Origin of the sequence: Marinobacter flavimaris, from assembly GCF_002933295.1 — a bacterium.
GTDB classification, from domain to species: Bacteria; Pseudomonadota; Gammaproteobacteria; order Pseudomonadales; family Oleiphilaceae; genus Marinobacter; species Marinobacter flavimaris.
This window is the reverse complement of record NZ_PSSW01000007.1, coordinates 166,380-179,222: the sequence shown is the minus strand read 5'-3', so window position 1 is coordinate 179,222 and position 12,843 is coordinate 166,380. Positions and strand designations below refer to the sequence as shown.

11 protein-coding genes and 2 tRNA genes are annotated in these 12,843 nt (G+C 57.4%); 7 read left to right on the top strand and 6 right to left on the bottom strand.

Annotation, left to right across the window (positions count from 1 at the left end; translation table 11 throughout):
* Positions 1-12: 12 nt before the first annotated feature.
* Genes MDHKLMBL_RS14090 through der form a run of 3 tightly spaced genes read left to right on the top strand, consistent with a single transcriptional unit; the run spans position 13 to position 3,272 of the window.
* The gene (locus MDHKLMBL_RS14090) at positions 13-669 is read left to right on the top strand and encodes a YfgM family protein (RefSeq protein ID WP_053115018.1); all 657 of its coding nucleotides are present in this window, start codon (positions 13-15) and stop codon (positions 667-669) included.
* A complete protein-coding gene (gene bamB, locus MDHKLMBL_RS14085; protein WP_053115019.1) occupies positions 669-1,841 on the top strand; it encodes an outer membrane protein assembly factor BamB in 1,173 nt (390 codons plus the stop codon). The genes MDHKLMBL_RS14090 and bamB overlap by 1 nt, the downstream gene beginning before the upstream one ends.
* 9 nt (positions 1,842-1,850) lie before the next feature.
* Positions 1,851-3,272 (top strand): ribosome biogenesis GTPase Der, encoded by a 1,422-nt coding sequence (gene der, locus MDHKLMBL_RS14080; protein WP_053115020.1) that lies wholly within the window; start codon positions 1,851-1,853, stop codon positions 3,270-3,272.
* 21 nt (positions 3,273-3,293) lie between these two features.
* Here the strand turns inward: der and pta are convergent, their stop codons facing one another.
* The 3 genes from pta to MDHKLMBL_RS14065 are packed head-to-tail and all read right to left on the bottom strand — an operon-like array spanning position 3,294 to position 9,118.
* Positions 3,294-5,456 carry a phosphate acetyltransferase gene (gene pta / locus MDHKLMBL_RS14075; RefSeq protein ID WP_104271068.1) on the bottom strand — a complete coding sequence of 721 codons (2,163 nt, stop codon included), beginning with the start codon at positions 5,454-5,456 and terminating at the stop codon, positions 3,294-3,296.
* A 27-nt stretch (positions 5,457-5,483) separates the two neighbouring features.
* Positions 5,484-6,680 (bottom strand): acetate/propionate family kinase, encoded by a 1,197-nt coding sequence (locus tag MDHKLMBL_RS14070; RefSeq protein WP_104271067.1) that lies wholly within the window; start codon positions 6,678-6,680, stop codon positions 5,484-5,486.
* 26 nt (positions 6,681-6,706) lie between these two features.
* Entirely contained in the window at positions 6,707-9,118 is a 2,412-nt protein-coding gene (locus tag MDHKLMBL_RS14065; RefSeq protein ID WP_104271081.1) for a bifunctional diguanylate cyclase/phosphodiesterase, read from the bottom strand.
* 239 nt (positions 9,119-9,357) lie between these two features.
* On the opposite strand from MDHKLMBL_RS14065, the gene ccoM reads away from it, so the two are divergent.
* Entirely contained in the window at positions 9,358-9,510 is a 153-nt protein-coding gene (ccoM, locus tag MDHKLMBL_RS21395) for a cytochrome c oxidase subunit CcoM (RefSeq protein WP_167450405.1), read from the top strand.
* 51 nt (positions 9,511-9,561) lie between these two features.
* On the opposite strand, the gene MDHKLMBL_RS14060 is transcribed toward ccoM, so the two are convergent.
* The 3 genes from MDHKLMBL_RS14060 to MDHKLMBL_RS14050 form a co-directional block, all read right to left on the bottom strand.
* Positions 9,562-9,637: transfer RNA gene (locus tag MDHKLMBL_RS14060), tRNA-Glu, on the bottom strand.
* 115 nt (positions 9,638-9,752) lie between these two features.
* Positions 9,753-10,679: a TIGR01777 family oxidoreductase gene (locus MDHKLMBL_RS14055; RefSeq protein ID WP_104271066.1), complete on the bottom strand. Its 927-nt coding sequence runs from the start codon at positions 10,677-10,679 to the stop codon at positions 9,753-9,755.
* Positions 10,680-10,732: 53 nt separating this feature from the next.
* Entirely contained in the window at positions 10,733-11,107 is a 375-nt protein-coding gene (locus MDHKLMBL_RS14050; protein WP_104271065.1) for a sirohydrochlorin chelatase, read from the bottom strand.
* A gap of 103 nt (positions 11,108-11,210) precedes the next feature.
* On the opposite strand from MDHKLMBL_RS14050, the gene MDHKLMBL_RS14045 reads away from it, so the two are divergent.
* From MDHKLMBL_RS14045 to MDHKLMBL_RS14035, 3 genes are all read left to right on the top strand, one after another.
* Positions 11,211-11,813 (top strand): DUF924 family protein, encoded by a 603-nt coding sequence (locus tag MDHKLMBL_RS14045; protein ID WP_014576916.1) that lies wholly within the window; start codon positions 11,211-11,213, stop codon positions 11,811-11,813.
* Positions 11,814-11,958: 145 nt separating this feature from the next.
* Complete coding sequence (locus MDHKLMBL_RS14040; protein ID WP_008174355.1) at positions 11,959-12,675, top strand: murein L,D-transpeptidase catalytic domain family protein; 717 nt, start codon at positions 11,959-11,961, stop codon at positions 12,673-12,675.
* A gap of 58 nt (positions 12,676-12,733) precedes the next feature.
* Positions 12,734-12,809: transfer RNA gene (locus tag MDHKLMBL_RS14035), tRNA-Gly, on the top strand.
* Positions 12,810-12,843 lie beyond the last annotated feature (34 nt).

Here is a 12,843-nt window from a genome sequence, read left to right as displayed (position 1 = left end):
ACAGGAGTCCCCATGGCAGAGTTGCGCACCGAAGAAGAACAGGTCCAGGCGATCAAGGACTGGTGGAAGAAAAACGGCAGTTCTCTGCTGATCGGCATTGGTGCAGCCCTGGCCATTGTGTTCGGCTGGCAGGCTTGGCAGAACCATCAGGCGCAGCAACGCACCGAGGCAGCCAACCAGTTTGCCAACCTCCTCAATGCCTTTAGTGACCAGGCCGATGAAACCAGCGGCGAGACCGTCGCTTTCGTCGCGCAGACCCTGCGGGAGGACTACACGGATAGCGCCTATGCGGTCTACGGTAACCTGATCCTCGCCCGTCAGCAGTTGATGCAGGAGGGCAACGCCGAAGCCGCCATTGATTCCCTGAAGTGGGCATTGGAAAAAACCGGAGAGCATGAGGCACTGGCGCTTGTGGTCCGTAATCGTCTGGCTCGCGCCCAGTTTTCCTCAGGCCAGTACGAAGATGCTCTGGCCACCATCGACGGCGCCGGTAATGCCGATGCGTTTGATGCCATGTACTCCGAGCTCCGTGGCGACATCCTGTTGGCGCAGGGCGACCGGGAGGGCGCACGTGAGGCCTATCTTGCTGCCCGTGAGCAGAGCCAGCAGGGTCGTAGCGGTATTCTGGAACTGAAACTGGCAGACCTCGGTGTCGGGGAGGATGCCTGATGCCGGTTATCCGCGACAGGATCTCAAAACGCGGACTGCTGATGGCGCTGGCAATGCTGGCGGCACTTTCCGGGTGTAGCACCACGGATACTTTCGAACAACCTGTTCCGGTTCCCGAGATTGAGGCGTCTGCCGAATTCAAGAGAGTCTGGAGCATGTCCGTGGGCGACGGTCATGATGGTGATTTTCTCTACCTGGCACCTCTGAATACCGGGGATCTGATCTACGCCGCATCGGCGAATGGTGAGATTTACGCCGTGGCCTCGGATTCCGGCAAGGTTGTCTGGGAATCTGAATTTGAAGAGCGCATCTTCTCGGGCCTCGGTGGCGATGGGCAGAACCTCTATCTGACCACCGAGAACGCCGATCTGGTGGCGCTATCCCGTGAGGACGGCTCCGAGCTGTGGCGCCAGTCGCTGCCCACCGAAGTACTGTCGTCGCCCCAGTCCAACGGCTCCCTGGTGGTGGCCCATACGACGGACGGCAAGGTGTTGGGATTCAGTGCCACCGATGGTGAGAAACTCTGGCAGTACGACGGCACGGTTCCGGTTCTGTCCATGAGGGCTGCTGCGGCGCCGCTGGTCGGTGGAGACGTTGTCATTGCCTCCTTTGCCAGTGGCAAATTGATCGCTCTGGCGGCAGCCTCGGGGCAACCCATGTGGCAGTATGAAGTGGGCCAGCCTCAGGGGCGCACCGAGCTTGAAAGGCTGGTTGACGTGACGGGGCAGCCCCTGGTCATTGAGACCGCCGTCATGGTGGTTGGCTACCAGGGCAAACTTGCCCTCGTTGATATTCGTACCGGGCAGGAGATCTGGAGCCGGAAGGCATCCAGCCTCTATTCCCCGATGATTGGTGGCGGCGAGATCTATCTGGCCTCGGCCAATGGCGACATTGTTGCTCTGAGAGGCTCTGATCGTCGGGAAGTCTGGACCCAGGATCGTCTGGCCTGGCGGCAGCTGACCCAGCCAATAGTTTATGAAGACTATCTGGTGGTCGGCGATTTTGAAGGCTACCTGCATGTCATTGACCGTGAGGATGGCAAGCTGGTTGGCCAGCTGGAGTTCGACGATGAGGGTATCCGCGTACCGGCACAGCGCCTCGCCAATGGTAACCTGCTGGTTTTTGGCAACAGCGGAAAGATGGCCGTATTCCAGGTTAAGCCGCAGGATTGATCCCCCATTATGACCCCAGTTATTGCCCTTGTCGGACGCCCTAACGTCGGCAAATCGACATTATTTAATCAGATGACCCGTTCCAGGGATGCCCTGGTTGCGGACTTTCCGGGGCTTACCCGTGACCGCAAATACGGTGAGGGCAGCTACGAGGGGCAGCGCTTCATCGTCATAGACACCGGTGGTCTTACCGGTGACGAGCGGGGCCTTGATCTTGAAATGGCCCGCCAGTCAATGCAGGCGGTAGAAGAAGCGGACATCGTGCTATTCCTGGTGGACGGCAGGGCCGGCCTTACTGCAGGCGATGAGCTGATTGCAGACAGTCTGCGCCGCTCGGGCAAGCAGGCGCATCTGGTCGTGAACAAGACCGATGGACAAGATCCGGACATCGCCGCGTCGGATTTCTACAGCCTTGGCTTTGAATCCACGTTCCTGATCGCAGCCTCCCACAACCGCGGAATCCGCTCCATGCTTGAAATCCTGCTGCCCTCTGAAGAGGAGCGGGAAGAAGAGGACCGTGCAGATCGCTACCCCGGCATCCGCATTGGCGTGGTAGGCAGGCCGAACGTGGGCAAGTCCACACTGGTCAACCGCATGCTCGGTGAGGACCGTGTGGTGGTTTATGACATGCCTGGCACTACCAGGGACAGCGTTTATATACCCTACGAGCGCCAGGGCAGCCAATACACGTTGATTGATACCGCCGGTGTCCGTCGAAGAAAGAATGTCAGCGAAGTGGTGGAGAAGTTCTCCATCATAAAAACGCTGCAGGCGATCGATGACGCCCACGTGGTTATCCTGGTTATTGATGCCCGGGAAGGTCTGGTTGATCAGGATCTTCACCTGATCGGGTTTGTGTTGGATGCCGGCCGCTCGCTAGTCATTGCCGTCAACAAGTGGGACGGCATGGACCCGGAAGACCGCGCCCGGGTGAAAGAACAGGTTCAGCGTCGCCTCGACTTTCTGGATTACGCTGATAAGCACTATATCTCGGCGCTTCACGGCTCCGGCGTCGGCGTGATGTATGAGTCGGTGCAAGCCTGCTATGAGTCCGCGATGGCGAAATGGCCAACCAACCGCCTGACTGCGATTCTGCAGGATGCTATTGCCCAGCATCAGCCACCCATGGTGCACGGTCGCAGGATCAAGCTGCGTTACGCGCACCAGGGCGGTTCCAACCCCCCTGTGATTGTGGTTCACGGTAACCAAGTGGATTCCCTGCCTGGCGCATACAAACGATATCTTGAGAATACCTTCCGTAAGGTTCTGAAGGTAACGGGTTCACCAATCCGCTTCGAGTTCAAATCGGGTGAAAATCCGTTTGCCGGCAAAGTGGATCGGCTGACTCCGCGTCAGAAGGTCAAGAAGGACAACGACGAGAAGAAAGGCCGTCGTCCGAAAAAACAGCGTCAGAAGAGCCTCAAGCGCTGAGTGAGTGGCCGGGCTCAGGACTTATTCATGGTCCGGCCCCGCACTTTCCACCTGCTTGGCCTGCACAGCGGTTAACGCAACCGTAAACACGATATCCTCCACCAGAGCCCCACGTGAAAGGTCGTTCACCGGCTTCCGCAAGCCCTGAAGCATTGGCCCGACACTGACCACATTGGCACTTCGCTGAACCGCCTTGTAAGTGGTATTGCCGGTGTTCAGATCCGGGAATACGAAGACCGTTGCCTTGCCTGCAACTTTGCTGTCCGGCGCCTTGCTTCTTGCGACGCTTTCGATGGCCGCTGCATCGTATTGGAGTGGTCCGTCTATCAGCAGATCCGGCCTGCGCTCGCGAGCGATCCTCGTCGCCTCCCTGACTTTCTCGACATCCTGGCCGCTGCCGGACTCTCCGGTGCTGTAACTGATCATGGCGACCAGCGGCTCGATACCAAAGGCTTCCGCAGACTCCGCACTCTGGATGGCGATGTCGGCCAGTTCCTCGGCATTGGGGTCTGGATTGATGGCGCAGTCCCCGTAGACCACCACCTGTTGCGGCAACAACATGAAGAACACGGAAGAGACTACCTTTGCATGCTCATGGGTCTTGATCAGTTGCAGGGCAGGGCGCACCGTATTCGCCGTCGTGTGAATGGCACCGGATACCAGTCCATCAGCTTCATCCAGAGCCACCATCATGGTACCGAGAACGACGTTGTCTTCGAGCATGGCTTCCGCCATGTCTGATGTCAGTCCTTTATGCTTGCGAAGTTCTACCATCGGAGCGACGTAGCGTTGTCGCACCTCCCCTGGATCAATGATCTCGATATCCCCGGGCAGTTCCAGATCCTGGGAATCCGCTACCCGTTTTATCTCTGCCGCATTCCCGATCAAGGCACACCTTGCCAACCTGCGTTGATGGCAGATGATGGCGGCCTGTACGGTTCTTGGCTCGCTGCCCTCCGGCAATATGATGCGCTTATTCGCGGCCCGGGCCCGCTCGGACAGCTGGTATCGGAAGGCGGGAGGGGAAAGCCTGTCCTGCCGGGCAACCTTGAGATGCTGTTGCAACCAGTTGGTGTCGATACGGGTTGCCACCGCTTCCATCGCCTTTTCAATCCGGTTGGGGTCATCAATCGGGATGGCCGCCGACAGGTTGGCCAGCATATGAGCAGTTTCATAGGTATTGGCGTCTGACCCCAGAACCGGAAGGCCTGTTTCCAGGGCCCTGTGGCACAGGGTGATCACTCGCTGGTCGGGTATCAGGCCACCGGTCAGCATCAGGCCGGCGAGGGGAACCCCGTTGAGAGCGGCAACAGCTGTGGCCACCACGATGTCTTCGCGATCTCCGGGCGTGACCAGAAGAGTGCCAGGCCTGAGGGTTTCCGTCATGTTCCGAATGCTACGGGCGCAAACCGATACCTTCTGGACCCGCCTGGCGTGCATCTGCCCCTCATTGAGGACCGGTAACCCGAGTTCCCTGGCAATGTCGGATACCCTGGGGGCCAGCAAATCCGCCTGCCATGGAATCTCGGCTAAGAGGTGAAAGCGGCCCTCGCTGAATACCGTGCACTCGGTCTGGTAGTCGACAGTGACGGGGGCAGGGTGGTTGTTGTTGGAACGAGGCTCAAGGCCCGACTGCTCGGGCTCCCCAACCTTGTTCAGGATGACGCCAATAACGTCCGGATCACTGGGACTGGCAAACAGGCGCGACGAGAAGTCCAGTTCTTCATCCAGTTGCCTGGCGTCCAGGTCTTTGGGCGTGCTCACCAGGATTACCTCGGAACCGAGGTTGCGGGCAACTTCCACGTTCAGCCTGGCGATATAGGCTTCGCTGCGGTCTGGGACGAGGCCTTCGATGATCACCACATCCACATCCCGGGCAACCTTCTGGTATTCACCCACGACTGTTTCGAGGAGGTAGTCGGCTTTGCCTCTGTTGAGCAGTTGTTGCGCTTCCTTGAGGGCAATCGGGTCTGGCGGGTTCAGGTGGCTGCTGGCCCTCACAAACGCCACCGACGAGTCCTGGCCAGCGTTGTGCATGGATTCTGCGCGGTGAACCGCCTGGCAGAAGGGTTTGTAGAAGCCAACGCTGACGCCTACCCGTTCAAGGGCGCGCAACAGACCCAGGCAAACGGAGGTCAGGCCTGAGTCCATGGAAGTCGGTGCAAAAAAGAGACACTTTGCCATAGTGGTATTCCTGATGATGCGTTTGGGTCAGGCCTGAATGTCAGAGCCTGCAAGCCGAGCTGCTTCCCGGGCAATGACCAGCTCTTCGTTGGTGGGAATCACCAAAACCGGAAATCGCGAGTCGGGGCTTTCAATATGTCCGTCGCTGAATTGGCCATGATGGATGTTGAGGTCCCGGCTGAGCTCGAATCCCGTCAGTTTGAGATGGCGAATGGTCTCTTCCCTGATCCGCGGGCTGTTTTCCCCGATGCCGCCGGTGAAAACCAGAGCGTCCAGCTGGCTCAGGGACGCCATCATCGCGCCAACGTAGCGGGCCAGGCGGAAGCAGAACACATCAATAGCGGTTTGTGATGGTTCATGGCCATGGTCCGCGAGTTCACAGAGTGAGCGCATGTCGTTCGTCTGGCCGGACAGTCCAAGGAGGCCACTCTCCTGATTCAGAACCCGATGAACCTCATCCGCGGCGATGCCCTTGCTGCGGAGAAAGTCGAAAAGGCCGGGGTCGACATCCCCGCTACGGGTGCCCATTACCAGACCCTCAAGTGGCGTCAGGCCCATGCTGGTATCCACACTGATTCCGTCACGGATGGCGGTAATGCTGCACCCGTTGCCCAGATGGGCCGATATGACCGAGGTGGTTGCCGGCGTTTTGTCCAGCAAACGGGCGGCTTCTGATGCCATAAAGGCGTGACTGGTACCGTGGAATCCGTATCTCCGGATCCCCCAGTCGCGGTACCAGGCCTCTGGAAGCGCATAGAGGAAGGCCCGTCTGGGCAGGGTCTGATGAAACGCGGTGTCGAAAACGGCCGTCTGCGGTACATCGGGAAACTGTGCCAGGGTTGCCCGAATCCCGGACAGGTTGACCGGGTTGTGAAGAGGGGCAAGGCCTGCGCAGCTTTCAATGGCCTTGAGCACATCGCCATCAATGAGTACGGCCTCATGGAAGGTCTCACCACCATGAACGACCCTGTGACCTATGGCCGAGGGAGCCGTTGTCATCAGTCCCAGGTCCCGGAAAGCCGTGACCAGTGTATCTAGCGCCTGATCATGGCCGGCGCCAGCGTCCAGAGGGATCGTTCCTTCCTGGCCGTCAATGTGGGCAAATGCATCGTTCTGGCCCAGGCGCTCGGCCAGAGCGGACACCAGTTTCCTGTGTTGGTTGTTGAACAGTGCGAGTTTCAGGGATGAGCTGCCGCAGTTCACGACAAGTACGGTGTCTTCCATGGGAATGGGCGTCCAACGGTTTCAAGTTATACGCGGTGATTGTTGGCCAGCCAGGCATCAAAGTCCGCCGCCGGCAGCGGACGACTGTAGAAATACCCCTGGGAGAAGTCGCAGCCTTCCTTCTTCAGGAAGTGGGTCTGAGCCTCTTCCTCAACCCCCTCGGCGATAACACGCAGGCCCAAACTATGAGCCATATTGATGATGGCTCTTACCAGTGAGGCGTCCTCAGGCTCCTTCATGACGTCCTGAACAAACGACTTGTCAATTTTCAGGGTATCAAACGGATAGCTCTTGAGGTAACTGAGCGCTGAATAGCCCGTACCAAAATCGTCTACCGACAACCGGATGCCGGCTTTGTCCAGTTGGCGCAGGATTTCGGCGGTTTCGATCGAGTTGTCCAGAATGAGCCGTTCGGTAATTTCGAGTTCCAGCTGTTCCGGCGCCAGGCCACTGGTCGCCAGGGCGTGCATAACAGCCTCGGTAAAACCGGGATCGCGGAACTGACGGGGCGAGACGTTGACGGAAATGCCAATGTCTTTCCCGGTGGCTTCCTTCCAGCCCATGGCGGCTCGACAGGCCTCCAGGAGAACCCACTCACCGATCGGTGTAATCAGGCCGGTTTCCTCGGCCAGGGGGATGAATCGATCGGGCATTACCATGCCCATGGCCGGATTGTTCCACCGCAGCAACGCCTCAACCGAGCAAAGCGTGCCCGAGTCGGTATTAACAATGGGCTGGAAATACAACTCGAACTCTTTCAGCTCCAGAGCCCTGCGCATGCTGGACTCCATCTTCAGGCGTTCATGGGAGACTTCGGTCATTTCCGGCGCGAAGTGGGCAAACGAGCTCTTGCCCTTGTGTTTGGCCTGGTACATGGCGGCATCAGCGTGCTGCAGGAGCGTACCGCTGTTGTCGGAGTCCGTCGGGAAAATGGCGATGCCGATACTCGTCGTTACGAACACCTCCTGCCCATTCAGTATGTATGGTGGCGAGAAGGTCTTCAGGATACGCTCGGCGACCTGCGAGGAAGCCTCGGGGCCAGTCAGGCCTGGCAGGATCACGAGGAACTCATCGCCACCCAGGCGGGCAACGGTGCTGGTACCGCGAAGGCAACTTGAAATTCGACGGGCCGCCTCAATCAGCAGGTTATCGCCGGCATCGTGGCCAAGGGTGTCGTTAATGTGCTTGAAGTTGTCGAGATCCAGGAACATGACGCCCACAAGCGTGCTTTCCCTGCGTGCCTGGGCCAGTGCAAGCTTCAGCCGGTCCAGGGCAAGCATCCGGTTAGGCAGCCCTGTAAGGATGTCGTAATTGGCCTGACGCAGAAGTTGCTGTTCATAGCGTTTCCGGATGCTGATGTCCTCACCGAGGATGAGGTACCCGGTGGTGCCGCCGGCCTCGTCCTTGATCGGGGTAACAATCAGTTGCTCCCAGAAGCGTTCTCCGTTCCGGCGCACACTGTTCACTTCACCCTGCCAGACTCCGACTCGTTGCACCTGCAAGCGGATGGACTGCCACAAGTGTCGGCTATCACGGTTCTCTATGTCGTTGTCACCCAGTGCGCCAGGGTGTTTGCCGATGATGGAGGCAGCCTCATAACCGGTTAACTGGGTGAATTTCTGGTTGGCAAACTCGATACGCCATTGGCGGTCGCAGATCAGAACCGAGGAGGGGCTCTGCTCAATGGCCTTGGAAAACTTGCGGATTTCCGCCGCATCCTTTTGTTGGCGTTCCATGTCCGCGTTGAGACGTTCACGCATCTGGTTGATGGCGTCCGTGACACGGCCGAGCTCATCATTCCGGTTAGACGGCGTGTTGGGCCTTTCCAGGGTAAGTGGCTTCGACGTTGTTGTCAGTGAGAAGTCGCGGGCGTAGTTCGCCATGGTGGTCAGATGGCGCGCAACGAAATGCTGGAATATCCAGATAATCAGTATCGAAACAAAGAACGTCTTCAGGAACTGGGTCAGCAGAATGACGCCCACCTTGCGCTTCAGTTCGTCGTAGACGCGATCAAGGTCTGCGGTCACCGTCAGTTCGCCCAGCTTGAACATTTCATCGCCCTGGTGGACAAGGCTGAAGCTGTGAGAGGTGGTTTTCGCGTCCCTGGGTATCTCGCCCATCACCAGTTCAGAATCGGGTTCTATTCGCAAGCGAAGGTGCACCACATCCGGCAAGCTGAGTATGCCTTCCATCTGGGTTTGCAGGAGCTTCTGGTCCAGGGCCCACAAGCTTCTGGCAAGGCTGGAGGCGTAGCCCGACTCTACAACCTGCATGCGGTTGTCGATTTGCGAGAGATCTTTTCGATAATCGGAGTAGATCTGGAGCGCGGATGCCACCAGTGTAAAGGCCGAGCTGAATAGCAGAATCCACGCCAACAGCCTGAAAGACAGGGGCGAGCCTGTGCGAAAACGTTGAAGACGCGTCGACAGTTTTGGCATGTCTTGAACTTCAGCCACCCAGACCGGTTAGGAGATCGGACACTTCCTTTGTTTCCGACTATAGCAGCAGTTTCTTTCGAATGCCTTGCAAATACAGGAAAAATCGAAGGAAATGTGTTGTGGTTCAGTATTTATGCGTACATGCGGTCTGACAAATACGTTGACCTGGATCAATACCTTGCGGACGGCCCGGGCGTAACCTGAGTTTAATCAAGTTAATTGCCGGAAGGAGAAACAAAATGTATATGGACGCCGTTGTGATCGCAGGTATTGCCACTGTACTGCTGATGCTTGGCTTTTTTGTGGGTGTTGGCATCTTCGTGATGAAAGATCAGAAGGAGCACGGACACCAGGGTAGAAAAGAAGGGAAGCACGGACATAAGCCGGTTTGACGATGAAGTCGGGAAACTTCGGTTTCCCTGACCCATCAGCGCAGAAAAAATTGGCGTCCCCTAGGGGGTTCGAACCCCTGTTGCCGCCGTGAAAGGGCGGAGTCCTAGGCCACTAGACGAAGGGGACGCAACGTTTTCAACACCTTGCCTCGTCGAGGTGGCGCGTATATTAAGAAAGCTTCGAAACGCTGTCAACGTCTTTTGTGAAAAAAATCAGGGGAGCTTGATAAGGCCCCCTTGGGTCATCCTTTTTGTCCGGCTGCCCCTGGAGCAACGGATTGGGTCAATGCCTGATCCAGGTCCGGATACCGGAACTGGAATTGCTGGCTGACCAGCTTCTCCGGAATAGCCCGCTGGCCCGTCAGAAGAAGCCTCGCCATTTCACCCAGAGCCACCTTGAGCACCGGAGCAGGTGCCGGAAAGAGGGTGGGGCGGTGTAAAACCCTCCCCAGGCTCCGGGTGAATTCTGCGTTCGTTACCGGGTTCGGGCTTACGACATTGTATGGGCCTGATGCGTCCGGGTTTTCCATCATCCAGATAAGTGCGCTGACCACATCGTCCCTGTGGACCCAAGGCATGTACTGGGTACCGCTACCCAGGCGTCCGCCCAGTCCCAGTTTGAAGGGCAGGAGCATCCGCTCCAAGAAGCCACCATCCGGGCCTGCCACGACGCCTGTCCGGGAGAAGCACAGGCGAACGCCGTCATCGCAAAGTGGTTTGGCGGCGTTTTCCCAGTCGCGGCACAGCCGATGCGTAAATTCGTCATTCGGGCTGGTGCTTTCGGTGACCGTGGCTGATCCCTGGTCCCCGTAAAAGCCAACAGCCGATCCCGAAACGACGACATTCGGCGCTTGATCCCAACTTCGGATGACCTCGACCAGGGTTTCGGTGACGCCAATGCGGCTGTCACGGAGTTCCTGCTTTCGGGACTCCGACCAGCGTTTATCCGCGATACCTTCTCCGGCAAGGTTGATAACGGCATCGTATCCGGAGTGAGAGCGAAGCTGCTGCAGATCACGGATTGCCTCGACCCGTCCGCAGCTTGATTTGACCGTTTCGGCCGGTTGCCGGCTGAAAACCGTCAGTTCGTAATCCCGTGCCAATAATTCACGGCAGAGCACGTGGCCAATAAACCCGGTTCCTCCGGTAATCAGAATCCTTTTCGACATAATCGATACTCCTGTCGCGCACGGGCCTGTGGTGCTGTCTCAGAACGCCCGGTTCAGGCGGGTGTCTCTTCCAGTTGAAGCATAACAACATCGCGAATTGCCTCTCCCAGGAGAGGGTTTTCGCCAATCGGAGGCGCCAGCTGAATGGATACGCCGTGGGCTTTTTCGAGTTCTTCGATCATTGCTGGAACATCCTTTCGCAAGTGGCGGCCGGCCGCCAGGAACAAAGGAACGATTGTAAACTCGGTGATGCCCTCAGCCACACCTTCCATGATGATCGTATCAATGGATGGTTCCGCCAGTTCCATATAGGCGACCTTGGCGTTGTCGACAGACGCGAGAGTCGGCGCTGCAAGCTTTTCGAAGGTTTCACACCAGCGCTTGTCACTGCTTCCATGTGCCAACAGAATAATGCGGGGGCTGCTCATTGCCGCTCCTGAAGTAGTCAATTTGTTAGGGCCTGTCGTAAGTCGGGAAAGCCGGCCTCATGAGAGAGGGCCGGTACCATCTAAAGTAACAGGGTGACGGTGAATGTTCGATTGGAAAGAGATTCTGGATTTCTGGTTTGGCGAACTTGACGAACATGGGCTGCCAGACAGCGACCACCGGAACAAGTGGTTTCGATCGGACCGCAGGTTTGACCAGGAGATACGCCGTCGCTTCCTTTCAATGGTGTTGTTTGCTTCCGAGCAGGGATTGGACCATTGGCGGAGTGAGGCCGGCGGTATACTTGCCGAGATCATTCTGCTTGACCAGTTTTCGCGGAATATCTTCCGCGGCGGTGCCATGGCGTTTGATCAGGATCGCCAGGCGCGCAAGCTATGCCGGCAAGCGATGCAGAAAGGGCAGGATACGATGCTACCGCCCGTGCACAGAGCGTTTCTCTACATGCCGCTCCAGCATTCGGAACTCAAGGACGACCAGGACATGTCCGTGGAATGCTACGAGCAACTGGCGCGATCAACGGAAGGAATCCTTTCCGATTTCATGGGTAGCTTTCTGCAATCCGCAAAGGATCACCGGGCGATCATTCAAAAGTACGGACGATTCCCTCACCGCAACAAGGCACTCGGCAGAACCTCAACGGCGGAAGAGAGGGAGTACCTGGCCGGTGGTCGCCGTTTCGGCCAGTAGCGCAATCGCTCTTTCCTTAAAGTTTTGTATAGAAAACGTACATTCGGACGGGGTTGGCACTTTTCCCTGATAAACTGCGCAACACTGAGATTGCACGGGATAGCGATCCTTCTTTGGCTTGCAATCATTTTACCGGGGATCTGGAATGAAAAAGACGCGGCGGCTTTTACCCGCAGGCTTGCTACTGGCTTTTTGGGCGTGGCTACCACTCTCATCGGTTGGCGCCTCTCTGGACGACGACCTTTTCGGTCGCCTGAGTGCCGCCGCTCCAAAGCTCGATACAAAGGTCCTCAGGACCGCAATCAGCGCCTCTCGCTGCGCTGTCTCCAGTGGTGTTCAGATGCCCGAGCGGCTTGCGGTGATTGATTTCTCGTTGCCGTCCAGTCAGGAAAGGCTATGGATTTTCGATCTGGAGAAGGGCGAGCTGTTGCTTCGGGACCTGGTTGCTCACGGCAAAAATTCCGGGAATTTCAAATCGACCGCTTTCTCCAACGTGGAAGGTAGTTACCAGTCCAGTATCGGGCTTTTCCAGGCCCGGGAATCCTATTACGGCAAGCACGGCTATTCGCTCAGGCTGGATGGTCTCGAGCCCGGGATCAACGATCTTGCCCGGCAGCGCGCCATCGTTATACATGGGGCGGATTACGTGAATGATGATTGGGTCAGTAAATACGGCCGCATCGGGCGTAGTCACGGGTGCCCGGCCGTTGATAACCAGATCATCAAGCGTGTTGTCGACAACCTTAAGGGGGGGCAATTGGTGTTCAAGTACTATCCGGATCAGGAGTGGCTGCACAGTTCCGGATTCCTGAAATGTGATAACCGGACACTGGCAGGAAAAAACCTTAAAAAAAGTGGTTGACGGTTCCGTCGGGATCCGTAGAATACGCCTCCGTCGTCGGCAACAGCCGAACAGCATTGCGGGAATAGCTCAGTTGGTAGAGCACAACCTTGCCAAGGTTGGGGTCGCGAGTTCGAATCTCGTTTCCCGCTCCAGATTCAGAAAACCCGGTCCTGAAAAGGTCCGGGT